Annotated in this window: 22 protein-coding genes; 18 read left to right on the forward strand and 4 right to left on the reverse strand. The window is 64.2% G+C overall.

Annotation, left to right across the window (positions count from 1 at the left end; translation table 11 throughout):
- The first annotated feature begins 174 nt into the window (after positions 1–174).
- The 5 genes from typA to AB0I57_RS03430 all read left to right on the forward strand — a co-directional run bounded on the left by typA (position 175) and on the right by AB0I57_RS03430 (position 6388).
- Positions 175–2082: a translational GTPase TypA gene (gene typA, locus AB0I57_RS03410; RefSeq protein ID WP_358329835.1), complete on the forward strand. Its 1908-nt coding sequence runs from the start codon at positions 175–177 to the stop codon at positions 2080–2082.
- 235 nt (positions 2083–2317) lie between these two features.
- Positions 2318–4069, forward strand: coding sequence for an ABC transporter family substrate-binding protein (locus tag AB0I57_RS03415; RefSeq protein ID WP_358329838.1), 1752 nt, complete (start codon positions 2318–2320; stop codon positions 4067–4069).
- A complete protein-coding gene (mshB, locus tag AB0I57_RS03420) occupies positions 4066–4953 on the forward strand; it encodes an N-acetyl-1-D-myo-inositol-2-amino-2-deoxy-alpha-D-glucopyranoside deacetylase (protein ID WP_358329841.1) in 888 nt (295 codons plus the stop codon). The genes AB0I57_RS03415 and mshB overlap by 4 nt, the downstream gene beginning before the upstream one ends.
- 63 nt (positions 4954–5016) lie before the next feature.
- The gene (locus AB0I57_RS03425; RefSeq protein ID WP_358329844.1) at positions 5017–5445 is read left to right on the forward strand and encodes a hypothetical protein; all 429 of its coding nucleotides are present in this window, start codon (positions 5017–5019) and stop codon (positions 5443–5445) included.
- Positions 5446–5554: 109 nt separating this feature from the next.
- On the forward strand, positions 5555–6388 hold the full coding sequence (locus tag AB0I57_RS03430; protein ID WP_358329847.1) for a uroporphyrinogen-III synthase: 834 nt from the start codon (positions 5555–5557) through the stop codon (positions 6386–6388).
- A 51-nt stretch (positions 6389–6439) separates the two neighbouring features.
- Here the strand turns inward: AB0I57_RS03430 and AB0I57_RS03435 are convergent, their stop codons facing one another.
- From AB0I57_RS03435 to AB0I57_RS03445, 3 genes are read right to left on the reverse strand one after another with little or no spacing between them, the layout of a single operon-like run.
- Positions 6440–7162 carry a uracil-DNA glycosylase gene (locus tag AB0I57_RS03435; RefSeq protein WP_358329850.1) on the reverse strand — a complete coding sequence of 241 codons (723 nt, stop codon included), beginning with the start codon at positions 7160–7162 and terminating at the stop codon, positions 6440–6442.
- Entirely contained in the window at positions 7117–8691 is a 1575-nt protein-coding gene (locus tag AB0I57_RS03440) for a PH domain-containing protein (protein WP_358329853.1), read from the reverse strand. Before AB0I57_RS03440 ends, AB0I57_RS03435 begins: the two co-directional genes overlap by 46 nt.
- A complete protein-coding gene (locus tag AB0I57_RS03445; RefSeq protein WP_358329856.1) occupies positions 8688–9188 on the reverse strand; it encodes a PH domain-containing protein in 501 nt (166 codons plus the stop codon). The genes AB0I57_RS03440 and AB0I57_RS03445 overlap by 4 nt, the downstream gene beginning before the upstream one ends.
- An 83-nt stretch (positions 9189–9271) precedes the next feature.
- On the opposite strand from AB0I57_RS03445, the gene AB0I57_RS03450 reads away from it, so the two are divergent.
- The 13 genes from AB0I57_RS03450 (at position 9272) to AB0I57_RS03510 (ending at position 25119) form a co-directional block, all read left to right on the forward strand.
- Complete coding sequence (locus AB0I57_RS03450) at positions 9272–9457, forward strand: hypothetical protein (protein WP_358329859.1); 186 nt, start codon at positions 9272–9274, stop codon at positions 9455–9457.
- A 100-nt stretch (positions 9458–9557) separates the two neighbouring features.
- A complete protein-coding gene (locus AB0I57_RS03455) occupies positions 9558–12131 on the forward strand; it encodes a bifunctional FO biosynthesis protein CofGH (protein WP_358333099.1) in 2574 nt (857 codons plus the stop codon).
- A gap of 163 nt (positions 12132–12294) precedes the next feature.
- On the forward strand, positions 12295–12618 hold the full coding sequence (gene fdxA, locus AB0I57_RS03460) for a ferredoxin (protein ID WP_358329862.1): 324 nt from the start codon (positions 12295–12297) through the stop codon (positions 12616–12618).
- 2 nt (positions 12619–12620) lie between these two features.
- Positions 12621–13721, forward strand: coding sequence for a succinyldiaminopimelate transaminase (dapC, locus tag AB0I57_RS03465; RefSeq protein WP_358329865.1), 1101 nt, complete (start codon positions 12621–12623; stop codon positions 13719–13721).
- 181 nt (positions 13722–13902) lie between these two features.
- Positions 13903–15543 (forward strand): L-glutamate gamma-semialdehyde dehydrogenase, encoded by a 1641-nt coding sequence (gene pruA, locus AB0I57_RS03470; protein WP_358329868.1) that lies wholly within the window; start codon positions 13903–13905, stop codon positions 15541–15543.
- Positions 15540–16514, forward strand: a complete 975-nt coding sequence (locus AB0I57_RS03475) for a proline dehydrogenase family protein (protein WP_358329871.1) — start codon at positions 15540–15542, stop codon at positions 16512–16514. Before pruA ends, AB0I57_RS03475 begins: the two co-directional genes overlap by 4 nt.
- Before the next feature lie 57 nt (positions 16515–16571).
- Positions 16572–17249, forward strand: a complete 678-nt coding sequence (locus tag AB0I57_RS03480) for a rhomboid family intramembrane serine protease (protein ID WP_358329873.1) — start codon at positions 16572–16574, stop codon at positions 17247–17249.
- A 12-nt stretch (positions 17250–17261) separates the two neighbouring features.
- Positions 17262–18662 carry an acyl-CoA synthetase gene (locus AB0I57_RS03485; RefSeq protein ID WP_358329876.1) on the forward strand — a complete coding sequence of 467 codons (1401 nt, stop codon included), beginning with the start codon at positions 17262–17264 and terminating at the stop codon, positions 18660–18662.
- A 52-nt stretch (positions 18663–18714) separates the two neighbouring features.
- A complete protein-coding gene (locus AB0I57_RS03490) occupies positions 18715–19755 on the forward strand; it encodes an NADP-dependent oxidoreductase (protein ID WP_358329879.1) in 1041 nt (346 codons plus the stop codon).
- Between the two features lie 292 nt (positions 19756–20047).
- Positions 20048–21304 carry a helix-turn-helix domain-containing protein gene (locus AB0I57_RS03495; RefSeq protein WP_358329881.1) on the forward strand — a complete coding sequence of 419 codons (1257 nt, stop codon included), beginning with the start codon at positions 20048–20050 and terminating at the stop codon, positions 21302–21304.
- A gap of 231 nt (positions 21305–21535) precedes the next feature.
- Positions 21536–23920 carry an arylsulfatase gene (locus tag AB0I57_RS03500; protein WP_358329884.1) on the forward strand — a complete coding sequence of 795 codons (2385 nt, stop codon included), beginning with the start codon at positions 21536–21538 and terminating at the stop codon, positions 23918–23920.
- A gap of 65 nt (positions 23921–23985) precedes the next feature.
- Complete coding sequence (locus AB0I57_RS03505; protein ID WP_358329886.1) at positions 23986–24648, forward strand: hypothetical protein; 663 nt, start codon at positions 23986–23988, stop codon at positions 24646–24648.
- 57 nt (positions 24649–24705) lie between these two features.
- Entirely contained in the window at positions 24706–25119 is a 414-nt protein-coding gene (locus tag AB0I57_RS03510; RefSeq protein WP_358329889.1) for a DUF1622 domain-containing protein, read from the forward strand.
- A gap of 40 nt (positions 25120–25159) precedes the next feature.
- Here the strand turns inward: AB0I57_RS03510 and AB0I57_RS03515 are convergent, their stop codons facing one another.
- A complete protein-coding gene (locus tag AB0I57_RS03515; RefSeq protein ID WP_358333102.1) occupies positions 25160–26470 on the reverse strand; it encodes an amino acid permease in 1311 nt (436 codons plus the stop codon).
- Between the last annotated feature and the right edge of the window lie 95 nt (positions 26471–26565).

Genomic DNA, 26565 nt, shown 5'->3' on the forward strand with positions numbered 1-26565 from the left:
GATTCATGAAGTAACGGTCCGGGCGGGTAGTATTCACGTGGCCGCGATGCCTGTACTGGGCGACTTTGCCATCGCCTCGACGAGGATTCGAGTCGAGATGACAAGGCGGCCGCCGCAACGCCGTGCGAGGGAATTTTCGCGTGGCCGAATCAACTCAGCCAGGAGAGCCGCCGCGTGACCATCACCAGCTTCCGCAACGTTGCCATCGTCGCGCACGTCGACCACGGCAAGACCACCCTCGTCGACGCCATGCTGCGCCAGTCGGGGGCGTTCGAGGAGCGCGCCGAACTGGTCGATCGCGTCATGGACTCCGGTGACCTCGAACGCGAGAAGGGCATCACCATCCTCGCGAAGAACACCGCTGTGCACAGGCACCACGGTGACGGCAGTGTGACGGTCATCAACGTCATCGACACACCCGGCCACGCGGACTTCGGCGGCGAGGTCGAGCGCGGACTGTCCATGGTCGACGGTGTCGTTCTTCTCGTCGACGCGTCCGAGGGCCCGCTGCCGCAAACCCGATTCGTACTGCGCAAGGCGCTCGCCGCATCATTGCCCGTCATCCTCGTAGTCAACAAGACCGACCGTCCCGACGCCCGAATCGAGGAGGTCGTCGCGGAGAGTCACGACCTGCTTCTCGACCTGGCCTCGGACCTCGATGACGAGGCTGCGGAAGCCGCCGAGCTCGCGCTGGATCTGCCTGTTCTCTACGCTTCCGGGCGCGAAGGCAAGGCATCGAGTGTTCAGCCGGAGAACGGTCAGGCGCCGGATGCCGACAATCTCGACGCCCTGTTCGACGTGCTTCTGAACTGTGTGCCTGCCCCCAAGGGCAACGCCGATGCCCCTTTGCAGGCGCACGTCACCAACCTCGACGCTTCGGCGTTCCTGGGCAGGCTCGCACTGGTCCGCATCCACAACGGCGAACTGACCAAGGGCCAGACAGTCTCCTGGTGCCGTGAGGTGGACGGTGAGCCTGTTGTCACCAAGGCGAAGATCACCGAACTGCTCGCCACCGTCGGTGTCGAGCGTCGACCTGCCGAGAAGGCGGTCGCCGGCGACATCGTCGCCGTTGCAGGTTTCTCGGACATCATGATCGGTGACACTCTCGCCGATCTGGAGAACCCGGTGCCGCTACGGCGGATCACCGTCGACCAGCCTGCCATCTCCGTGACTATCGGCACCAACACTTCACCGCTGGTCGGCCGAGTCAGTGGGCACAAGCTGACGGCCCGCATGGTGAAGTCGCGGCTGGATCAGGAGCTCGTCGGCAACGTCTCGCTCAAAGTTCTCGACATCGGTCGACCCGACGCCTGGGAGGTGCAGGGCCGTGGTGAGCTTGCACTTGCCATTCTGGTCGAGCAGATGCGCCGCGAGGGCTTCGAGCTGACCGTGGGCAAGCCGCAGGTCGTTACCCGTCAGGTCGACGGCAAGGTGCACGAGCCCTACGAGGAGCTCACCATCGACAGCCCCGAAGAGTACTTGGGTGCGATCACCCAGTTGCTGGCCAACCGCAAGGGCAAGATGGTGCAGATGACGAACCACGGTGCGGGTTGGATTCGGATGGAGTTCATAGTCCCGTCGCGTGGACTCATCGGCTTTCGCACCGACTTCCTCACGGAGACTCGGGGCACCGGCATCGCCAACGCCATGTTCCATGGCTACGCGCCGTGGGCCGGCGAAATCCGTGCCCGCCACACCGGCTCGCTCGTATCGGACCGCACCGGCTCCGTCACCCCGTTCGCGATGATCCAGCTCGCGGATCGCGGAACCTTCTTCGTCGAGCCCGGTGCCGATACCTACGAGGGCATGGTCGTCGGAATCAATCCTCGCCAAGAGGACCTCGACATCAACGTCACCCGGGAGAAGAAACTGACCAACATGCGTCAGTCATCTGCAGACGTGATGGAGACGCTCGCCAAGCCCATCAAGCTCGACCTGGAGGGTGCGATGGAGTTCTGCGCCGGGGACGAGTGCGTCGAGGTCACCCCGGAGGTCGTGCGAGTGCGAAAGGTACACCTGTCGGCCACCGACCGCGCCCGTGAGCGTTCGCGGGCGAAGGCCCGTGACAAGGCTGCCCTGTAGGCAGTGCGTCCGGCTGTGTAGCGCGACAACCGGGACAGACGAAGCTGGGCGAATCTCCCTTCGGTCGATTGGGGACCGAAGGTAGCTTGGGTCGAGGGCTTCCGGAGCCTTCCGGACTCTCCAGAGGAAAGGCGGCGCGGTGGCTGTTGGGGGTCGACTCGCAGGAGTTGGGGTAGCTCGGGGCCTGAGGCTCCGCCTCGCCCGGTACCGCTCGGTGCGCGAAAACGATCTCCCGATGACCGCGGTGCTGATGGCGTTGTCGACGATGCTACTGGTGTCCTGCACCGCCAACCCGCCCCCGCCCGTGCAGAGCACCGGCAGCCTCAGTCCGACGGTCTCACCGATAGAGAGACGACCCATAGTCGTAGCCATCGACGATGTGGGAAACGGGTTCAACCCGCACCTGCTGTCGGATCAGTCGCCTGCCAACGCTGCAGTCAGTGCGCTGGTGTTGCCGAGCCCGTTCCGTCCGGTTCCAGACCCCGCGGGTCCGGGTGGCACCAACTGGGTTCTGGACCCATCGCTTCTGATCTCCGCGGATGTGACGTCGCTGGAACCGTTCACCATCACATACCAGTTGCGAAATGAAGCGCAATGGTCGGATGGAGCCCCCATTGCAGCGGAGGACTTCCACTACCTGTGGCAACAGATGATCACTGCCCCGGGTGTGGTCGACGCCGCGGGCTACGAGTTGATCGAGGACGTCAGGTCGTTCGGTGGTGGCAAGACGGTCGAGGTTGTGATGAATTCCCCGTACCCGGCGTGGCGCGAGCTCTTCACCGACCTGCTTCCGTCGCATCTCGTCAAGGACTCGCCCGGAGGCTTCTCGACAGGATTGTCCGAAAACATCACGGTGTCCGGTGGACACTTCCGCATCAAGTCGGTCGACCGGGGCCGTGACGAGATTCTGCTCGAACGTAACGACCGCTTCTGGGACCAACCGGCGATACCGGACCAGATCCTGATGCGAAGGGACGGCTCACCGTCACAACTTGCCGCGTCGATGCGGAAGAACGACACGCAGGTTGTCCAGATTCATGGTGGTACAAATGTTTCCGCACAACTAGAGGCGATTCCAACGGTGCGCACGGGCTTGTCCTTCCAGCCTCGCGGACTGGATGTCACTTTGAATGGCCGGGTGCCGGAGCTCGCCGACGTGCGAGTCCGTCAGAGCCTCCTCCAATTGCTCGACACCGACTTGCTCGCGGTCGTAGCTGCGGGGAGTCAGGCGGCAGCAGTGCCCGCACGATCGCAGGTCTACGCTCCGTCCGATCCCGGTTACGCAGACACCGCCCCGCCGCGACCGAGTCGCGACCAGGTGCTGGCGCAACTGGCCGAGGCGGGCTATGTGGCCGAAATGCCAACGGAAACAACTGATCCGGAAGTAATAGCACCCCCTGCGCAACTGGTCAGGGACGGAGTGCCGCTGACACTCGTCATCGGAACACTCTTGGGCGACGGCACGGCGAATGCGGTTGCCAACACTGCGGCCGATCAGTTGCGCGACGCGGGAGTCGTCGCCACCGTGAATTACCTGCCCGCGGAAGAGCTGTACGGGCCTGCGTTGACGAACGGCGAAATCGGCGCGGTCGTGGGATGGTCGCGTGCCGGGTCCGACCCGGCGACCGCACTCGCGTCGCGACACAGTTGTCCTTCCGTGGAACTCGAGGCGAGGCAGCAGCACGCGGAAACAAGTGACCTCCAGCTTGATTCGTTCGCGGAGCTGGAGGCGCCGCGGAACCTGTCCGGGCTGTGCGACCCGGTCCTTCAGCCCACAATCGATGCTGCGTTACGCGGAGTTGGTGACGTGCCGGCGGCGCTCGCCGATGCCGATGCCCGGCTTTGGGACCTTGCTGCGGTGCTGCCGATCATGCAGGACCGGACCCTTGTTGCGGCAGGTCCCGGCGTCGCGGGAGTGTCCCTGGCGGGGGCAGTTCCGGTGGGGATCTTCAGCGACGCGACGACCTGGAGCATTATCAACGGATGAGCCAACGACGAATTCTCTTGGTCCACGCCCATCCTGACGACGAGTCCCTCACAACGGGGGGCACCATCGCGCACTATGCGGCTGAGGGGGCTCAGGTCCATGTTCTGACGTGCACGCTCGGCGAGGAGGGTGAGGTAATCGGCGACGAGTGGGCGCAGTTGCGCGTGAACGTCGCTGATCAACTGGGCGGGTTCCGGATCGGTGAACTGACGGCCGCGCTGTCTCACCTCGGCGCAGGTCCGCCGCGGTTCCTGTTGGGGGCCGGACACTTTCGTGACTCCGGCATGGCGGGTACGAGCGCGGCTGCCAACCCGCGAGCGTTTGTCAATGCGGACCGAGAGTCGGTGATCGCTGCAATGGTCGCGGTCATCAGGGAACTGCGTCCGCACGTCGTCGTTACCTACGATGCCCATGGCGGATACGGGCACCCAGACCACATCCAAGCCCACACGATTACCGCTCTCGCCGTGGAGGCGGCGGGAACTGCGGGCTACCCCGATTGCGGCGAGCCGTGGGAGGTCGCCAAGCTGTACTGGACGGTGACCGAGGCAAGTGCCCTCGAATCGGGACTCTGCCGGATCGGCGAGATCCCCGAAGGTTGGCGATTGCCCGAACCCGGTGAGCTGCCGAGCGTGCCCGACGCGGACGTGACGACGACGATCGACATCCGGGCTGTGCTCGATGCGAAGAGAGCCGCTCTGATGGCGCACGCTACTCAGGTGACCGTGGCTCCCAGCGGTGCCGAGTACATGCTGTCCAACCGGGTCGTGCGGCCCTTGCTGAACGAAGAGCATTTCGTGCTTGCACGCGGATCGCTCGGGGAACTGGACGAGTCCGGACGCGAACGCGACCTCTTCTCCGGCATCGGTGCGGACAGACCGTAGAGAGCGGAGTTGTTCGCCGACCCTGCTGGGCAAACGGTCCGTCGATTGATCCACTATGGAGGCATGACCTCAGTCGTCGAAGCGAAACCAGCACACCTCGATGGTCTGGGGAGGCTCACGCTGGCGTTGCTGGTGTTCGACGGCTTCCTCTGCGCGGTCCTGGCGGTTCTCTTCCTGCCGCTGTACATAGGGGCGACCCCCTTTCCGATCAGCATCCTCGCCGCCGCGGTCGTCAATCTGGCTCTGGTAGTCGCCGCACGGTCCGTTACGGGCAGGGTCGGAATGGCTGCGCTTCCGCTCGTGGGTTGGGGATTCGGGTTCCTGCTCTGCATGTTCGGAGGTCCTGGCGGCGACGCGTTGGTTCTCGTGTCGGTGTGGACGCTTCTGCTCTTGGTCGGTGCGGTGGTCCCGGCGTTGGCTTACCTGTGGAAAATCAGCGTGAACGTGGCTGTCAGGTCGGGCTCGCCCACGGTGGATGCGGGTAGACCCTGACCGGCGGCAGCCAAGCTGCATGCCATGCTCCCCGACGTTCGCCGGGGAGCTTCGGCGATTGGCCAGGACTTGGTACGGTCCCGCGCGGATTATCCGTCACACTGGGGGAATGTCGAATGACGAACTGTCAGGAATGACCATTGCCGTCACCGCTGAACGCCGGGCCGCCGACTTCATCACTCTGCTCGAGCGGCACGGTGCCCGCGTCATCCACACGCAGGCCATCCATGTGCTGCCGCTGATCGACGATTCCGAGCTGCAATCGCGCACGTCGGACATCATCGCGACGCCACCCGACATTCTGATTGTCAGCACAGCCGTCGGGTTCAGGGGTTGGCTGGATGCGGCTCGATCCTGGGGCCAGGAGGATGCTCTGCTTGCCGCGATGAAGTCGTCCCGCATCATCACGCGCGGTCCCAAGGCGAAGGGCGCCGTCCGCGGCGCCGGTCTGCGGGAGGAATGGTCTCCGGAGACCGAGTCGTCCGAGGGGGTGTACGAGCACTTGGTCGCTGAAGGGGTTCGCGGCTTGCGAGTGGCGGTCCAATTGCACGGAACCATCACCGAGTGGGAAACGACCACCGACCTCAGCGTCAGCCTCGCCGAGGCTGGGGCTGAAACGACGGCGGTGTCGGTATACCGGTGGATCAGGCCGGAGGATCAGGGTCCGATGCGCGAGTTGGTCGACCTCATCACGAAGGGGGAGGTGGACATGGTCACCTTCACCAGTGCGCCCGCCGTGGCCTCGCTGCTGGGAACGGCGAAGGACGCCGACCTCGTCGAAGAGCTTCTGGATTCGTTCCGCGGTCCGGTCGCACCCGTCTGCGTAGGGCCGGTCACCGCCTCGCCACTCGTCACCCTCGGTGTCGACACTCTGCAACCTGCCCGTTCGCGACTCGGCAGCATGGCCAAGTACATCATCGACGACCTACCGAAGCAGCGGTGACCAGCGCGCCCCTTCGAACGGTACTTCGGGGCGACTGGAGAGCGGGCGAGTTCAGAGCCGGCCCGGTCCGAGCCCGGCCGCACGTGCGGCCGCGGACAGAACGGACTCGAGCATGTCGGTGGTGAGTCGGCCGGTGAAGGTGTTCTGCTGACTGACGTGATAGCACCCGAACAGGTGGATCGAATGTTCTGGGCCGGGGAGTTCGATGTGCGAGCCGTGCGCGAAGCCGGGTCGAGGCCTTGGTACCGACCACCCGGCGTTGTCCAGGGTGGGAAGCAGAGCCTTCCAACCGAATCCACCGAGAACGATCACAGATCGAAGGCTCGGGCGAAGGATCCTCAGTTCGGACTCCAACCAATGCCGACACTCCTCGCGTTCGGTCGGGGTGGGCTTGTTCGCGGGTGGCGCGCAATGAACCGGTGAGGTGATCCGGACCCCGAAGAGCTCGAGGCCGTCGCCGCGGTGTGTCGCCGTCGGCTGGTTTGCCAGGCCTACAGCGTGGAGGGCGGCGTAGAGAAAGTCGCCGCTGCGGTCGCCCGTGAACATGCGCCCAGTCCGATTGGCGCCGTGCGCGGCCGGCGCCAAACCGACGATCAACATTCGTGCATCCGCCGGGCCGAACCCTGGAACCGGACGGCCCCAGTAGGTTTCGTCTCGGAACGAGGCGCGCTTGTCCCGAGCGACCCTCTCGCGATACTCGACGAGGCGGGGGCACGCTCGGCATTCGATCAGATCCTCGTCGAGAATTGCGATGTCGGTCCGCGGTGTGCCCACACGTCACCTCCGCCCGGCGTCACCGATTCGACGAGTGACCAAGCCTGGTCGGCGGGAAGATCGATTACCTCGTACTTGCCGGTACCCGCCGGTGTCGCGGCGATGACGGTCGCGACCCCAGCCCGGCGTTGGAAGAAGGTCTGGCGGACGGTCCACCCGATGATGCCGTCGGACTCGAGGCTGTGTCTGGCTCTGGCAAGGGAACCGCTGCGGGTGATCAACCAGCCGGGCAGCACCGCATGACCGAGTCCGCGGTACCGGTCCCATGCGAGTGCAATCCCGCCGACGGCGAGCACGACGATTGCCGCCCACGCGGGCCAATACACCGGTTGTCCGAGGACGACGACTCCAACGGCGGCTACGAGGGCGATCTCGGCGGGAACCAGCCCACGGAAGTAGCGGCGACGTTGCGCGGCAGGGCCGTGGAGGGTCAGAGGGACCGCGCTTTGGCGGTCGTCGCCGATGACGGTGGCCATGACTCGTTCGGCCTCTTCACGCGGCGCCTGGGGGAGCAGAAGGGAGGATTCGCGCTTCTGGGCGCTCACACCGGTCATGATGGCATCGAGACGGGCGCCGCCGGCGAGTCGGAGCAGGAGCGGTTCAACGAGCGTCGTGCCGCGCAGGCGCTGACGGTCCAGGGTGGTCTGACGGGTCTCGAGCAGACCGCGACTGACATGGAGGGTGCGGCCGTTATCCGTGAGCTTCATGTTGCCGTAGTTGACGAGGTAGCGAACGCAGGCCAGTGTGCTCGCCGCGATCACCAGGAGGACGATGCCGACGGAGACCGCCAGGGCGATCCCAGCGCGTTCGGCCGATTCGATTCCTTCGGCGATAGTTGGCGAACGTGCGATGTTGCCTGCGATCCCGTATTGGAATGCCAGGCCGACGATTGCCACAACCGTCACTACTCCGGTCACCGAAAACGGGGCGTAGCGGACCCAGCTCGGTTTCCAGTGCCCGATTTCTTTTACCACGGGTTCGCGAATCACCTCGGGTTCTTCCGCAGTGGCGGAGACCGATTGGCGAGCCAGTAGCGCGGCGCGAAGGTCCGGAACCAGGCTCGTGGAGAGAGCGTTGAGTTCGAACGTCGCTGAATCGGAACTCGATCCCACCCGCTGGCCGGTACCGATGCGGACGATCGACAGCCCGAGCATCCGGTGCAGGACCCCGGCTTTCACATCGACGGATCGGATCCTGTTGCGCGGAATCGACAGAAGCCGCCTTCGAAAAAGGCCCTCGCGCAGTTGCACGTGGACAGGGCCGATGCGGTAGCTCGTCATGACCCAACGCGAGACGCCATACACGAACAACACCGCGACCGTGGCCGGGACCCACGCGTAATTTCCGCTTTGGCTGCCGATCACCACCGACAGCAGCAACACGGGCAAGAGCCTGACGATCTCGGTGACGGGGTGCACCAACAGCATTCGCTTGTCCAAGCGAAGCCACGGCTGCTCCTGCTCGGCTGCGATGGCCGCTTCGCCCTGGGCGATCGGGGGAGCGACGCCCGGTTGCGGTGTCGCGCTCATGTGGCGTCACCTGCATTCGTTCCCGCGATCTCGGTGAGTCTTGCGACGGTGCGATCCGCTGTGTCTTGATCGAGGGCCGAGATCGTGACGGCGCCTGCGGAGGACGCAGTGGTCACAGTGACGGTAGCGAGCCCGAGCAGCCGGTCGATGGGTCCGCGTTCGGTGTCGACGGTCTGCACGCGGGAGATGGGCGCGATACGTCGCTCCTGAGTGAACCAACCGGTGCGGGTGTACACGGCCGTGTCGCTGATCTCCCACCGGTGCACGTGGTAACGCCAGAAGGGGACGACGGTGACGTGAACAGCCGCTGCCACGACGGTCAGCGCGAGAACGGTGACCTGCACCCAGGTGGGCCACCAGCGGAAGATGAGTGCCAGCGCTTGCACGAGAAACAGCGGCAGCCACATCAGAGCGGCGTTGATCGCCCACAGTTGCTTGGCTCTGGGACTGGGCTGCCACGCCGGCTCCGCCATGGTGACGACGCTGGGCTCGCTCATATTCTTATGCTTGTCGTGCGCAGGCATTCTGTCGAGAACCGTCCTATCGTGGGGAGTGCCCCTGTAGTAGAAGGAGCCCAGCAATGACGTCATTCGATGCGGCCGACTCACCGGAGGTGCCCGAGGCGGACCGTCTGGAACAGAGTCTCACTATCGACGACGACGCTTCCGATCAGGTGGAAGACAAGTCGTCGTTGGAGGTGAACGAGGCCGACGCGGCGGAGCAGAGTCGGGTGGTTCCAGACGACGAAGAGTACCCGCGTGGGTAGGTCGAGCCGACGCGCGCGGCACCGCGGGTGGCAGCTCCGATCAGTTATGGCGCATGATCGCTGAGTGACCAATTCAGGTGAAGAATCCGGACGACGCACCATGCTCCCGACTCCGGGCGTTCCAGCGGTAGCGGCACCCAGCGCATCGGTGCAGGAAGTGGCACCTTCGGCCTCGGCTATGCGGAGGGCGTTGCGGCGTGCTCGCGACGGTGTGACGTTGAACGTGGACGAGGCGACGGTTCTGCTGCAGGCTCGGGGCGACGACCTGAAAGAGTTGTGTTCGGCGGCAGGCAAGGTTCGCGATGCCGGACTCCTCGCGGCAGGTCGCCCCAAGACGGTCACCTATTCGCGCAAGGTGTTCATCCCCTTGACCAGGCTGTGCCGGGACAAGTGCCACTACTGCACCTTCGTGTCTGTGCCGGGCAAGTTGAGAGCAGAGGGCCACGGAGCGTATCTCGAACCGGACGAGGTGCTCGAGATTGCCCGTCGAGGCGCCGAACTGGGCTGCAAGGAAGCCCTCTTCACCCTGGGGGACCGACCTGAGGATCGGTGGCCCGAGGCGAAGCAGTGGCTCGAGGAGCGAGGCTACGACTCCACCCTGGACTACGTGCGGGCCATGGCCATCCGCGTTCTCGAGGAGACTGGTCTGCTCCCGCATCTGAACCCCGGTGTGATGAGTTGGGAGGAGATCTCCAGACTCAAACCGGTGGCACCGTCGATGGGGTTGATGCTGGAGACCACGTCCGAGCGACTGTTTACCGACAAGGGTGGGTGCCACTACGGCTCCCCCGACAAGGATCCGTCGGTACGATTGCGTGTCATCACCGACGCGGGCCGATTGAGTGTGCCGTTCACGACGGGCATCCTGGTGGGGATCGGGGAGACCGTGCGCGATCGTGCGGAATCGCTCATGGCGATTCGCAAGCTACACAAGGCATTCGGACACGTTCAGGAAGTGCTTGTTCAGAACTTCCTGGCCAAGCCCGATACCGCGATGCGGAATTCGCCGGATGCCGGACTCGAGGAGTTCCGAGCGACCATAGCTGTGTCACGGCTGCTGTTCGGTCCGAGCATGCGGATCCAATCGCCGCCGAACCTGGTGTCGAACGCCGAATGCCGGGCACTGCTGGAGGCCGGCGTCGACGACTGGGGTGGCGTGTCGCCATTGACCCCGGACCACGTCAACCCGGAGCGGCCGTGGCCGAATCTGGACACCCTGGCCGAGATCACTGCGGAGGGCGGGTTCGTGCTCACCGAGCGCTCCGCCGCGCAGCCGCAGTTCGTTTTGGCAGGCTCGCCTTGGATCGACCCGCGCATCACCGGGCATGTGCAGGCGCTCACCGACCCGGACACCGGCCTGGCGAAAGTGGGGGCCTTGCCGGTTGGGCTGCCGTGGCAGGAACCGGACGAGTCCTGGGAGTCGGTGGGCCGGGTGGATCTGAACACCGAGATCGACACCGAGGGTCGCAACACTGTGACGCGCAGCGACCTCGGCAGCGCGTTCGGCGACTGGGAAACCGTCCGGGAGCAGGTGCTCGAGATCAGTGGCCCGGTGAGGGTGGACACCGACGTGCTCGCAGCGCTACGGAGCGCCGAGCGTGATCCGGCGGGTTGCACCGACGACGAATACCTGGCCCTGGCCACGGCGGACGGTCCGGGGCTGGAGGCGGTGGTCGCGCTCGCCGATCAGCTCCGCAGGGATGCAGTTGGCGACGATGTCACCTATGTGGTCAACCGGAACATCAACTTCACCAATGTCTGTTACACCGGTTGCCGGTTCTGCGCATTCGCTCAACGCAAAGGCGACGCGGACGCCTACACGCTGTCTATGCAGGAGGTGGCGGACCGGGCGTGGGAGGCGCATGTCGCGGGTGCGACCGAGGTGTGCATGCAGGGCGGCATCGACCCGGAACTTCCGGTCACCGGGTATGCGGATCTGGTGCGAGCGGTCAAGGACCGGGTGCCATCGATGCACGTCCACTCGTTCAGCCCGATGGAGATCGTCAACGGCGCCGCGCGTAGTGGCCAGAGCATCCGAGACTGGTTGACGGAGTTGCGTGAAGCCGGTCTGGATACGATTCCCGGGACGGCGGCGGAGATCCTCGACGACGAGGTCCGGTGGGTGCTGACCAAGGGCAAACTGCCGACCGCCACCTGGGTCGAGGTTGTGACCACCGCGCACGAAGTTGGACTGCGGTCGAGTTCGACCATGATGTACGGCCACGTCGACAACCCCAAACACTGGGTCGGGCACTTTCGCGTTCTGCGTGAAATCCAGGACGACACGGGCGGATTCACCGAGTTCGTTCCGCTGCCGTTCGTGCATCAGAATTCGCCGTTGTACCTGGCGGGCGCCGCGCGTCCCGGCCCGACGAACCGGGACAACCGAGCTGTTCACGCCTTGGCTCGGATCATGCTGCACGGCAGAATCCCGAACATCCAGACAAGTTGGGTCAAGCTCGGCATCGCAGGTACTCAGGCGATGTTGCAAGGCGGAGCCAACGATGTCGGCGGCACTCTGATGGAAGAGACCATCTCCCGTATGGCCGGCTCCGAGTATGGATCGGAAAAGACTGTCGCGGAACTGCGGGCCATCGCCGAGGGAATCGGGCGCCCCGCGCGCGAAAGAACCACGACCTATGCGCGCCCGGCGGAAAGGACACCGATTACCTGACTGTGGCGGCGATCAACGGATCGGCGGTGGCGGTTCGCGGCGATCGGATCCCGCGACCCCCCCACCGCCGAAAGGACGGCCGGGCAGGGAATAGTAGTGTCTCTCGCGCGGACCAGTGCCCGCACCTCGTATCTCTTGGCTCAGAAAGGCAGGGAGGCCGGCAGTGCCCTACACGATTGCTGAACCGTGCGTGGATGTCTTGGACAAGGCGTGCATCGAGGAGTGCCCTGTCGACTGCATCTACGAGGGCGGGCGGATGCTCTACATCCACCCCGACGAATGCGTGGATTGCGGCGCCTGTGAACCTGTTTGCCCGGTCGAAGCCATTTTCTACGAGGACGATGTCCCCGATGAATGGAACGCCTATATCGCCGCGAACGTCGACTTCTTCGATGACCTGGGTTCTCCCGGTGGCGCGGCCAAGCTGGGCAAGGTCGACTACGACCCACCGTTCATCAAGGCTTTGCCTCCCATGGCTGAGGACTAGATGTGTCCCGTATTCCGGTAGCCAGGTCTCTACCCGATTTTCCCTGGGATTCCCTCGAGTCGGCGAAGGCGAAAGCCCTTGCCCACCCGGACGGAATCGTCAATCTGTCGGTGGGGACCCCGGTCGATCCGGTCGCGCCGATCATCCGAGACGCGCTGACCGAGGTCGCCGCTGTTCCTGGCTATCCGACCACGCACGGGACGGACGGATTACGACGCGCGGCGGTCGGGGGGCTGCGCCGACGGTACGGGATCGCCGGTATCGATCCGGTGGCGGTGCTACCGGTGATCGGCACCAAGGAATTGATCGCCTGGCTGCCTCGCCTCCTCGGGCTCGGCAGCAATGATCTCGTAGTCATTCCGGAGTTGGCTTATCCCACCTACGAGGTCGGTGCACTACTCGCCGGTGCCAGAGTGCTCCGTGCCGACGGACTCAATCGTCTCGGACCCGAGGGTGCTTCGCTGATCTTCGTGAATTCGCCCTCCAACCCCACCGGCAGGGTGCTCGGCCTCGAGCACCTTCGCAAGGTGGTCGATTGGGCGCGCAGTCGTGGTGCGATCGTGGCAGCCGATGAGTGCTATCTGGGGTTGACCTGGGAGGGCGAGGCGCTGTCGATCCTCGACGAACGGGTGAACGACGGCGACCTGACAGGACTGCTCGCAGTGCACTCGTTGTCGAAGACATCGAGTCTTGCGAGTTATCGTGCAGGATTCGTCACCGGTGACCCGGCGCTCGTGGCTGAGCTTCTCGAGGTTCGCAAGCATGCGGGCATGATGGTGCCGCTACCGATCCAATCGGCGATGACTGCCGCCCTGAGCGACGACGTACACGAAAACGAGCAGCGCGAGCGCTATCGCCGCCGCCGGGAGATTCTTCTCGCGGCTGTTCAGGGTGCCGGCTTCACCGTCGACAACTCCGAGGCCGGGTTGTATCTGTGGGCGACCAGGGGTGAAGCCTGCCGGGACACTGTCGAATGGTTCGCCGAGCGCGGGATCCTCGTGGCCCCGGGCGAGTTCTACGGGTCGTCCGGTAGCTCTCACGTCCGTATCGCCCTCACCGCCACCGACGAACGGATTGCGGCCGCGGCCGAACGGTTGGGCTGATCGAACCTCGTCGGCCTGGGCCAGGCTCTGCGAAGGCAGACGCGTCCGGCGCGTCGAAACCGGGTCGGTGCCGGTGTTCAGCGCTAACCTGAGCACAGGGTTCCGCTCAGTGAGGTGTTCCCCGTCGGTGCGTGGTTCCCGGTTGCAGTTCCTCACCATCTGAGGGCAGGAGGCAGGCAGCATGGACGCCATCACCCAGGTTCCGGTTCCCACCAACGAACCGGTCCACACCTACGCGCCGGGGAGTCCCGAGCGTTCCCGGGTACGGTCCGCACTGATCGACATCGCTACCAATCCCGTAGACATTCCGCACGTGATCGGCGGAAAACACCGCCACGGTGATGGCGACCGTGCCGATGTCGTGCAACCGCACCGGCATTCTGCGGTGCTCGGCACGTTGCGCAACGCCACGCACGAAGATGCTTCGGCTGCGGTCGAGGCGGCTATGGAGGCGGCACCGCATTGGCGGGCGCTTTCGTTCGACGACCGGGCTGCAGTGATCCTGCGCGCTGCTGATCTGCTGTCCGGGCCGTGGCGCGAGACTCTGGCCGCCGCGACGATGCTGGGGCAGTCCAAGTCGATCCAGCAAGCCGAGATCGACGCGCCCTGTGAGCTGATCGACTTTTGGCGCTTCAACGTTCATTTCGCGCGGCAGATCCTCGCCGATCAGCCGATCTCTTCACCCGGTGTGTGGAACAGGCTCGAGTATCGGCCACTCGAAGGCTTCGTCTATGCGATCACGCCGTTCAATTTCAGTGCGATCGCCGGCAATCTCCCGACCGCCCCGGCACTGATGGGCAACACGGTGATCTGGAAACCGTCGCCTACCCAGACGGTCGCCGCGTACTGGACCATGAAGTTGCTCGAGGCAGCTGGAATGCCGCCCGGGGTGATCAACCTCCTCACTGGGGACGGACAAGCTGTGTCGGACGTTCTGCTGAGAGACCCGCGCCTCGCAGGCATCCACTTCACGGGTTCGACCCGGACGTTTCAGCACCTGTGGAGTGAGGTGGGTGCGAACATCGGCAAGTATCACGGATATCCCCGGCTGGTGGGGGAGACCGGCGGCAAGGACTTCGTGGTTGCGCACTCCTCGGCGGACGAGTCAGTGTTGCGGACGGCGCTGATCCGGGGTGCCTTCGAGTATCAGGGCCAAAAGTGCTCGGCCGCCTCGCGTGCGTACATCCCCAGGTCGCTGTGGCAGAGGATGCGCGACACGTTTGCGGCGGAGGTCGATGCCCTCGCGTACGGGGACGTGACGGATTTCGGGAATTTCGGTGGAGCGCTCATCGACCGGCGGGCCTACGACAAGAACGTCGCGGCCATCGAACGTGCCCGTGGTAGGGCAGGTGTCGAAGTTGCGGTAGGCGGCAAATACGACGACGGCGTCGGCTGGTTCGTCCGTCCTACCGTGCTGCTGGCCGACGACCCCGCGGAAGAGGCGATGACCACCGAGTACTTCGGGCCGATCCTCACGGTGCACGTCTACGACGATTCGGTGCCGAACGCGTTCGCGGACGTGCTCTCCGCAGTCGACTCCGCGGCTCCGTATGCCCTGACCGGTGCGGTCGTAGCCGACGATCGTGACGCCGTCGACCAAGCCACGTCGGAGCTCCGGTTCACGGCCGGAAACTTCTACGTCAATGACAAGCCCACCGGTGCTGTTGTGGGGCAGCAACCGTTCGGTGGCGCCCGCGCGTCCGGGACCAACGACAAGGCCGGGTCCAAGCTGAACCTCCTCAGGTGGGTATCTGCACGCACCATCAAGGAGACGTTCGTTCCTGCGACGGATCATCGCTATCCGCACATGGGATCCGAATGAAAGCACCGGCGGCCCTGACGAATCCGCTCCGTCCGGCGATTCTCGCTGCGGCCCGGTCGAGCACCGTCAAACGGGCCGTCACCCGTGTTCCCGTCACGCGGAAGCTCGTAGATCGGTTCGTAGCAGGTGAGAGCAGGGAGGCGGCAGTCGAGTGTGTCCGCGAAATCCTCGCATCGGGTCGGTCGGTGTCGATCGATTTCCTCGGTGAGGACACCCGTGATGCGGCCGGAGCGCAGGCAATGTTGGACGAATATCTGAAGCTTGTAGCCGATCTCGGGAGTTTGCCGGAAGCGGCGGCGGGGCCTGGTGTTCGCCGACTCGAAGTGTCCCTGAAGCTGTCGGCGCTCGGGCAGGCGCTCGCCGACGACGGCCCCAGGGTCGCCACAGAAAACGCCAGAGCGATCTGTACCGCAGCAGAGGCTGCGGGCGTCTGGGTGACCGTGGACGCGGAGGACCACACCACCACTGATTCGACGCTGGCGATCGTTCGAGCACTCCGCACGGACTTTCCATGGCTGGGGGCGGTCGTGCAGTCGTATCTGCGACGCACAGAAGACGACTGCCGCGATCTCGCCGGGCCGGGATCCCGGATAAGGCTCTGCAAAGGTGCTTACAGCGAGCCCGAGTCCGTGGCATTCAAGAGCCGGGCCGACGTGAACGCCTCGTACCTGCGGTGCCTCGAGATATTGATGGCCGGTTCCGGCTACCCCATGGTGGCCTCACACGATCCCGCGGTCATCGAGGCGGTAGCTCCTCTGGTTGCCGGTACGGGTCGCAACGCCGACGGGTACGAGCACCAGATGCTGTTCGGGATCCGGGAGGCCGAGCAGCGTCGTCTCGCCGACGAGGACAAGCAGGTTCGGGTGTACGTGCCTTACGGCCATCAGTGGTATCCCTACTTCATGCGGCGGTTGGCAGAGCGCCCCTCGAACCTGCGGTTTTTCCTCCGCTCGGTGGCTACTCGGAACTGACGGACCAGCGTCGGCGCGACAAGATTGGCAAGGTTCGCGCCGTTGTAGAGTTTCTCGGTGACCACTTCTGGTGAGGGATGGACCAGCGCGGTCCTCTTCGCGGTGGTCATCCTGCTCTCCTCGTTGCTGGGTTGGACGAGACTCGGGCAGTCGCAGTTGACTCGGCCGCCCCGTACTGCCGTTGTGCTGTGGTTGTTCATCGCGGTGCCTTCACTGGTGCAGTTGATTTTTCCCGCGGTCCTCGACGCCCTGGAGCGCGATCCCAACCTGATCCGGGACCATCAGTGGTGGCGAATCCTGACGTCGGTGGCGGTACAGGATGGCGGACCGGTCGGATTTGTCGTGAATCTCGCGGTTCTCGCCTGGGTTGCGCCGCTCTGTGTCCGGGTCTGGGGTGGTTCGAGGGCGGTGCTGCTGTTCGTAGCGAGCCAGATCATCTTCGGGTTGTTCACTGCGTTTCTGTTCCCCTCGCCCGGTGCGGGGAATTCGGCTGCCACGCTCGCCCTCGCAGCCTCCCTCGCAGGTCTGTCGGTGATGCAGTCGAAGCAAGTGCCTGCGCTCGCCGCGAGCGCCGGGATAGTCGTGGCCGGAGTTCTCCTGATCGCGGTCAGCGACGCCCACGGACTGGCGGTGCTGACGGGGACGCTGCTCGGCGCGGCGCTGGCCACCGTAAGCCCACCACCGGGCGATCCCGCCCTTCGGCGCGGACCCCTGTTGGAGCACGGACCTCTGTGAGAAGCTGTCGATGTGCTGCTTCGATCCCTGAATCCGCTGGCGGTCGCGCAGGGCGACGACATTCCCGACGCCATCCGGATAGGCGACACCAACTTGTCACGTGGTGACGTTCTGGGTGCGGCCACCTCGGTGGCCGAACGCGTCTCTCATGCCGATCGTGTCGCGATCCTCGCAACACCCAGCGTTACCACCGTTCTCGCCGTCGTCGGCTGTCTCATCGCAGGTGTGACCGCGGTCCCGGTCCCCCCCGATTCCGGTCCCGCCGAACTGGGACACATTCTGCGGGACTCCGGTGCGCAGGCGTGGCTCGGCGAGGCACCCGACGACCCGGCGGGCCTGCCTGTCGTCCCGGTTCGTGTTCATGCCCGGTCGTGGCACAGCTATCCGGAACCGCCCGATTCGGCGACCGCGTTCGTTCTCTACACCTCTGGGACAACGGGTCCGCCCAAGGGGGTACTGCTCAGCAGGAGGGCCATCGCCATCGATCTCGACGCGCTCGCTGAGGCATGGCAGTGGACCGGCGACGACAAACTGGTACACGGACTTCCGCTGTTCCACCTTCACGGACTCGTACTGGGTGTGCTGGGTCCCCTACGATTCGGCAGCCGTCTGGTTCACACCGTCAAACCGACCCCGGCCGCTTATGCTTCCGCTCGCGGGACGATGTACTTCGGTGTTCCGACGGTGTGGAGCCGGATCGCCGACGACCCCGAATCCGCCCGCGCGCTCTCAACCGCGCGACTGCTCGTTTCGGGTAGTGCGCCTCTGCCCGTGCCGGTGTTCGAGAAGATACGGGAGTTGACGGGGCTCGCACCGGTAGATCGATACGGCATGAGTGAAACGATGCTGACGCTCAGTACCAGGGCGGACGGTGAGCGCCGTCCAGGGTCGGTCGGTGTGCCGGTTCGCGGCGTCGAGACCCGGCTACGTGACGAGCACGGCGGCGACGTTCCCCACGACGGTGAATCGATCGGCGAACTGCAGGTGCGGGGGCCGATGTTCTTCGACGGGTACCTCGGGCGCCCCGAGGCGACCGCCGAGTTGTTCACGGAAGACGGCTACGTCAAAACCGGGGACGTCGCCGTCATCGACCCCGACGGGTTCCACCGCATCGTGGGACGCGCTTCGACAGATCTCATCAAGTCGGGCGGATTCCGGATCGGCGCCGGCGAGGTGGAGGCGTCCCTACTCGGCCATCCCAGTGTGCGGGAGGTCGCTGTGGTCGGCGCACCCGATCCGGATCTCGGCCAGCGAATAGTCGCCTTCGTAGTGGGTGAGAACGTCTCGGAACCGGATCTGATCGAGCATGTGGCGGCCGAACTGTCAGTGCACAAACGGCCTCGCGAGATTCGGGTGGTCGAGTCGCTTCCCCACAACGCATTGGGCAAGGTGCAAAAAAAGCGGCTCCTCTGAAATCGGTAGTCTGGCGTGCGATATCGGCTCAACACGGATTGGCAGGCGCACTGTGAGCATCGAGAGCATTGTTCAGAGCACCCGGATCGTCCTGGCATCACGTCCTGACGGCGCCCCCACGACGGAGAACTTCCGGCTCGAGGCCGTGAACTTGCCTGAGCTGACCGAAGGCCAGGTGCTGATCCGCATCATCTATCTGTCGCTCGATCCGTATATGCGGGGACGGATGAGCGCCGCCGAATCGTATGCCGAACCGGTCGAGATCGGTGAAGTCATGGTTGGAGGCACGGTCGGACAGGTGGTCGAGTCTCGGCACCCGGGCTTCGAATCCGGTGACTACGTTCTCGCCTACGCGGGATGGCAGTCGCATGCGGTGGTCGTCGGCGATCAACTTCAGAAACTCGACCCGGCCGCGGCCCCGTTGTCAACTGCCCTCGGTGTCCTCGGCATGCCTGGCTTCACCGCGTACTCAGGTTTGTTGAAGATAGGACAGCCGAAGGAAGGAGAGACCGTCGTCGTCGCGGCCGCCAGTGGTCCGGTCGGCTCGGCTGTGGGGCAGATCGCGAAGCTGAAGGGTGCCCGCGCGGTCGGGATTGCGGGCGGTCCGGAGAAGTGCGCCTACCTGCTCGATGAACTCGGCTTCGATGCGGCGATCGATCACAGGGCCCCCGACTTCGGCGAACAACTGCGCGCCGCGGTCCCCGACGGCATCGACGTCTACTTCGAGAACGTCGGCGGTGCGGTGGCTGCAGCGGTGCTGCCGCTCCTGAACGAATACGCCCGGGTTCCCGTGTGTGGCCTGATTGCCCATTACAACGACGCCACCGCTCCCGAGGGGCCGGATCGGTTGCCTGAATTTCTCAGTCGAGTGCTGGTCAAGAGTCTCACGATTCGAGGATTCATCATGGCCGAGTTCGTGGGCGAGATGTACACGGATTTTCTGCGAGACGTATCGGGGTGGATCCGCGACGGTCGATTCGCCTATCGAGAGGACTTCGTCGACGGAATCGAGAACGCGCCGACTGCTTTCATCGGCCTGCTCGAGGGCAGGAACTTCGGCAAGATGTTGGTGCGTGTCGCCGAGGAGAGCTGACAAGCCGTCAACTGTGAACGTGGCGCACCTGGTGCGCTCGAGTAATTTGCCGACCTGAGGGCGGCCGGTCCGGACGCTGACTTCCTTCCCGAATACCCGGTACCGCTGTATCTTGGTGATCCTGCAATCTTTGTGGTCGCACGAACCGGCGGGTGTCTCGCCGCCGGGATTCGCGGCGGGGTGTGAATCGTGAGCGCGTTTTGCATGTCTGAGTTCCTCGCGCGCAGTAGCCTTCGACCGCGCGAGCCTGCGCGGGGACTGTTAGTTGCCGTACGGCGAAAGGGGATCGTCTGTGGTCAATCAGAATTTGGGGTCCGGGCTGGGAATCAAGGTAGCCGGCCAACCGGCGTCTCAGCCGCTGCGGGACTTTCGCTCCCTTGCGCGGCACCTTGTCTCCTTGTATGCAACCGAGGTTGCGCCGACGGGGTCGGTGCCGATATCCCTGCCGGGTAAGCAGTTCGAGAGCGACGTAACCGAGGTTACGGCTCACTGCCTACGCCTGGGCATCCAGACGCTGGACACTCGTACGACCCCGAGTGAGGAGGAAGTGGACCCACTGCGCACCATTGCGGCGCAATGGGCTCGAGAAGGTGTGCCGCTCAAATCGGTGCTGCGCGTCTACCACGAGGGAATACGCCGTGGATGGGATATGGTCGTGTCGAAGGCGCGCGCGGAGGACTTGGCCGATGTAGTGGCGGGGTCGATCCTTCTGCTGGGTCTGGTCGAGAGCGTAACCGTGGCCGCCACATCCAGTTACGTGACCGAAGTCGAGTCGCTGACCAGTGAACGAAACTCCGCCGCGCAGACGATGGTTACGACGCTGCTCAACGGTCGGAATCCGGTCTCGCTGGCGCGTCAGTCCGGAATCGAGCTTGTCGAGAACTATGTGGTCATGGGGCTGTCGGTGCCTCCCTACCGGGAGGAGACATCCGCTCAGATGCCCGAGTCGGTGGCGGTGCGCCGCCGGATACGGCGCATGCAGGCCGCTGCCTCGGACGCATGCGGCGGCGCACCCCTGGCACTACTGGGTGCGGATGGGGGAACTGTTCTGCTCGGCGGGAGGCGAACCGAGGACGAACTGAGCACCATCGTTCGCAGAATCAGCGAAGCCGCCGAGGCAAGTGTGACAGCGGCGGTGGCGACCGCGCGGATCGATCGCATTCCGTCGGCAGCGGACGAGGTGCAGGAACTCCTCAGCTTGGTCCGGCATTTGGGCAAGCCTGCCGGCCTGTACCGGATGGAAGATCTCGCGCTCGAATTCCAGATCACCCGGGCTGGTTCGGGAAGAACGCATTTGGCGAGCCTGCTCGCGCCCCTCGACGGGTTGCCCGAACTTATCGAGACCCTGGAAGTTCATATCGGAAACGACTTGAACCGCCAGCGCACGGCCAGGCAGTTGCACGTCCATGCGAACACAGTCGACTACCGCCTGAAACGGGTGGCGCAACTGACCGGTTTCGATCCGATGCGGCCATCCGGGCTCCGGCAGATTCAGGCTGCGTTGACCGCGCGGCGACTCGAGAGGGCGCGGCACCGTCACCAGCGGTAGATCCGAGCAACATCTTGTACTTCGAGACGTTTTTCTTCTCGTAAGCCGTACGAAATTTATTCCGGCACAGTAAGAAACGTTGGTGCGTTATCGAAATGTGGCCTTCTCGACGCCCAACCGGGATGGCGTCGCGTGTCCCTGCCTCGTCGGTTCTCCCGCATTTTCCAGCGGATCATCGGGCGTTCGTGCTTTGGTGGAAAGCGAGGTGGAACCCGTCGGAGGAGCGAGGTTATGTCCATGCCATTCAGGGGAGTTGCCAATCTCGACATTCGTGACTCGATCCCGGACTGGGGTCCGTACGAACAGCCGAAAGCCGAACCGGGTTCGCCGAACATTCTCTACATCGTGCTCGATGACGTGGGTTTCGGCGCACTCGGCTGCTACGGCGGACCGATCGAGACCCCCAACATCGATCGGATCGCTGCGAACGGACTGCGCTACGGGCAGTGGCACACCACGGCGCTGTGCTCACCGACCCGTGCCTGCCTGCTCACCGGTCGGAACCACACCACCAATGGCATGGGCTGTATCAGTGAGGCCTCCACTGGTTTCCCCGGCTCGAACGGGCACGTCCCACCCGAGTGCGCCACACTGGCCGAGATCCTGGTCGATCACGGATACAGCACGGCGATGGTCGGCAAGTGGCATCTGTGTGCCCAGGACGAAATGAATCTGGCTTCCAGCAAGCGCAATTGGCCGGTCGGCCGCGGTTTCGAGCGTTTCTACGGTTTCCTCGGTGGGGAGACCAACCAGTGGTATCCCGACCTGGTGCACGACAATCATCCCGTGGAGCAGCCGTCCACCCCTGAGGAGGGCTATCACTTCGGCGTCGACATCACCGACAAGGCTCTCGAATACATCGGCGACGTGAAAGCGATTGCCCCGGACCGGCCGGTGTTCCTGTACTACTCCCCGGGATGCGCGCACGCTCCGCACCAGGTGCCCCGCGAATGGTCAGACCGATACCGGGGCAAGTTCGATGAGGGCTATGAGGTCATGCGTGAGCAGATCCTGGCCCGGCAGAAGGAAATGGGCCTCGTCCCCCAGAACACCGAGCTACCCCCGCTCAACCCGATCGGAACATTCGATACCCGCAGCGGTCCGGACGGCCAGCCGTTCCCGCCCCTGGACTTCACTCGACCCTGGGACACCCTCTCCGCCGACGAGAAGCGCCTATTCGCGCGCATGGCCGAGGTGTATGCAGGTTTCCTCTCACACTGCGACGACCAGATCGGCCGCCTTCTGTCCTACCTCGAAGACATCGAGCAACTCGACAACACCATCATCGTTGTCGTAGCCGACAACGGCGCCAGCGGCGAGGGCGGACCGAACGGGTCGGTCAACGAGAACAAGATGTTCAACGGGGTTCCCGACGACCTGGAGGAAAACCTTTCGCAGTTGGACGAACTGGGCAGTACCACAACGTACAACCACTATGCGAATGGGTGGGCGATGGCCTTCTGCACCCCCTTCAAGTTGTGGAAGCGGTACACATTCAACGGCGGCACCTGTGATCCGTGTGTCATCTCGTGGCCAGCCGGAATCGAGGCCCGAGGTGAGACCCGCGACCAGTACCACCACGCTGTAGACCTGGTTCCGACACTTCTCGAGTGCCTCGACATCGAACTTCCGGCGACCGTCAAGGGGTACACCCAGCACCCGATTCAGGGTGTGAGCATGCGTTACAGCTTCGACGCAGCCACGATCCCGACGGCCAAACGCACGCAGTTCTACTCGATGCTCGGCAGTCGGGGTATCTGGCACGAAGGCTGGAAGGCCGTCACCACCCACCCCACGCTCAGTGGGTGGGGCCACTTCGCCGACGACGAGTGGGAGCTCTACAACACGGATGTGGACCGCGCCGAATTGCACAACCTCGCCGCCGAGGAACCTGGCAAGCTGGCCGAGCTCGTCGGACTGTGGTTCCACGAGGCCGGCGCCAACCAGGCCTTCCCGCTCGACGACCGCTCACCTGTAGAGATCCTCACCGCCCCCCGCCCCCAGCAGGTGGCCCCGCGGAACCGCTATGTCTACCGCCCCGGGGGCGCGCCGGTGCCGGAATCTGTAGCGGTCAGCGTTCGCAACCGCTCGTACTCGATCGGTGCGCTCGTCGACGTTCCCGACCGCAGTACGCTCGCTCACCTTCTGGACGAAGGTCCGTCCGGGGTTCTGTTCGCACAGGGCGGACGATTCGGGGGGCACACGCTCTATGTCAAGGATGGCCGGCTGCACTACATTTACAACTTCCTGGGCATCGAGCAGCAGACAATAAGTGCGGACGAGGATCTGCCGACCGGGGAGAACGTCATACTGGCCGCGTCTTTCGAGAAGAAAGGTGAAGATCCGCCGGGTACTTCACGCGGGGTCCTTTCTCTCTACTACGGCGACCACAAGGTCGGCGAGGGCATGATCAGGACCCAGCCGGGCCCGTTCGGTCTCGCCGGCGCAGGACTCACAGTGGGCCGTGGCGGCGCCGATGCCGTTACCGACGACTACTCCGGCGATGCGCCGTGGACGTTCACCGGAGGCAAGCTGAAACGAGTGGTGATCGACGTCAGCGGAGAGCCCTACGTCGACCTCGAACGCGAAGCCGTCGCCATGCTCTCGCGTGAATAGCAACCCCGTATCGAGGCTCCGCCATGATTGCGTCGGGCGGACGGCGTCAGCGAGGGGAGTGAGCGATGGTCGGTGACGCGGGAGAGAGGCAGTTTCGCCAGTTGACGACCCCTCGGTCCGCAGCGGTCGCGGGCATTCTCTTCGCTTTACTGTTCGCGACCAGCCTGGTTTTGCTGCGCACTGCTCTACCCGCAGACCCCCTTGTGGAGCCGACTTGGGTGGGACGCAGCGAGTCGAGAATCAGCGCCGCACTGGTGGTGGCTCCCTTCGCGGGTATAGCGTTCCTGTGGTTCATCGGTGTTGTTCGCGATCGGTTCGGGGAGCTAGAGGACCGATTCTTCTCGACAGTGTTCCTCGGCAGCGGACTGCTGTTCCTGGCCTGCGTTTTCGTCTCGATGGCAGTCGCAGGCGGCGTCTTGGCCGTCGGACGGCACTCGAGCATTCCTCAGGACGGCATCGTGCACTTCGGACGTGAGGTGATGCTGCAGATCAACAATGTCTACGCGGTACGCATGGCCGGGGTCTTCATGATCTCGTTGGGAACGATCTGGCTCCGTACAGGTCTGATGCCCCGGTGGCTCGCGGTGACGACGTATGTGCTCGCATTGACGTTGCTGCTGGTCGTGAGTCTCAGCCTGTGGGTCACCCTGGTGTTTCCAGCGTGGGTGTTGGTGATCAGCGTCTACATCCTGGTCGTCCGTCGTCAGGAATTGCACCAATCAGGCTGACACCTCACGGGCGAGGTGATCCGTACTCCAGAATTGTCCCCGACACGAACTCTCATCATGGATACACACAAATTCTTCGAGGTGGCGACACAGTCCTTCGAAGTGCTCGGTGTTCTGGCGATGGTTCTCGGGTTCGTGTTCGCGTTCTTCCTGGCTGGGCGCGCCTGGAGGCGCACAAATGATGGTGGTCGGGCATTCAAGACTTTGCGTGAGTCTCTCGGGGGAGCGATCCTGCTCGGCCTGGAACTACTCGTGGCGGCCGACATCGTCAAGACGGTCACGTCGACACCGTCTCTGACGGATGCGGCTGTACTGGGTTTGATCGTGCTGATCCGCACCGTGCTGAGCCTGTCGATCCAAATCGAGATCGAGGGCGTTGCACCGTGGAAGAAGGCATTGGTCACCGGACCGCAGGTGCTTGCTCGCGCGGCCCGCAAACCACTCCCGCCGGAAGCGGACCCGGGTCGGTGAGAATCCGGTACCGCCGAGAGTCCGAGCTCGCCCGAGAAGGTCACACCGTTGCGGGGGAGCGGCGGAACCGCCTGTTCAGGAAACCCAATGCGCAAATGATGAGGAATAGGACCGTCGTGGAGAACAGCTGCGCTCGGGCATCGGAGTCGGTGAGCATGAGCACGACGAAACCGCCGAGCATGGCGAGCGTCAAGTAGCTGAGCCAAGGGAACAGCCACATTCGCAAGTACAGTTTCCCCTCGCGCTCGAGGCGAGGACGAAGCCGCAGGTGCGAGACGATGATGAACACCCAAATGAACAGAAGTGCGGAGCCGACGGCGTTCAGAAGGATCGTGAGAAGCTGATCGGGCAGCCACCAATTGAGAAACACGCTGACCAAACCGAAGAATACCGACAGCAGCACGGCGTAGAGCGGTACCCCGGCCTTCGAGATATAGGTCATGAATGCCGGGCCGTCGCCCCGGCGCGACAGCGAGTACGCCATCCGGGACGTGCCGTAGACCTGCGCGTTGAACGCCGACAGCAGAGCGATCACGACGACCAGCTCCATGAACCCGGCCACGTACGGCAGGTGTGCCTGGTTGAGGACGGCGACGAACGGCCCACTCGCCAGGTCCGCGGAGTTCCAGGGGAGGACGAGGACCATGATCAAGATCGAGCCGATGTAGAACACGCTGATACGCCACACGACGCTGCGCACAGCAATTCCGATAGAGCGCTCGGGATCCTTGGACTCCGCGGCCGCGATGGTCACGATCTCGATGCCGCCGAATGCGAACGCCACCACAAGCAGTCCAGCGGCGATGCCGGCGAATCCTTCCGGAATGAACCCACCGTTGCCGAGAAGATTCGTCGTGCCGACGGGCTCGGTATCCGGGAGCAGCCCGAACACCAGCAGGATGCCGATCACCAGGAACCCGACGATGACGGCGACCTTGATTGCGGCGAACCAGAATTCGAACTCACCGAAATTGCTGACCTTCGCCAGGTTGATCACGGCGAAGAAGACCACGAAGACGAGCGCGACGGTCCACTGCGGTACGTCGGGTAGCCACCCGGTCACGATGGCCGAGGCGCCGGTGATCTCGGCGCCGAGCACCATGATCAGCAAGAACCAGTACAGCCAGCCCATGACGAAGCCGGCCCAGTCTCCGATGCCGATGCGGGCATAGTGCGAGAAGGATCCACTGGCCGGAACGGCTGCCCCCATCTCGCCGAGCATTCGCATCACGAAGACGACGATGATGCCTGCCATGACATAGGAGATGAGGATTGCAGGACCCGCGGTCGCGATACCGACACCCGATCCGAGGAACAGCCCTGCACCGATAGCGGACCCGAGGCCCATCATCGTGAGATGCCGGACCTTCAGTCCGCTACCCAGTCTGTCGGACGACTTGGTAGTGATCTCTGACTCTTGTGCAGCGCGATCAGGTGCGGTGTCCA

The organism is Rhodococcus sp. NPDC049939 (assembly GCF_040656415.1).
Lineage (GTDB): Bacteria > Actinomycetota > Actinomycetes > Mycobacteriales > Mycobacteriaceae > Rhodococcus_F.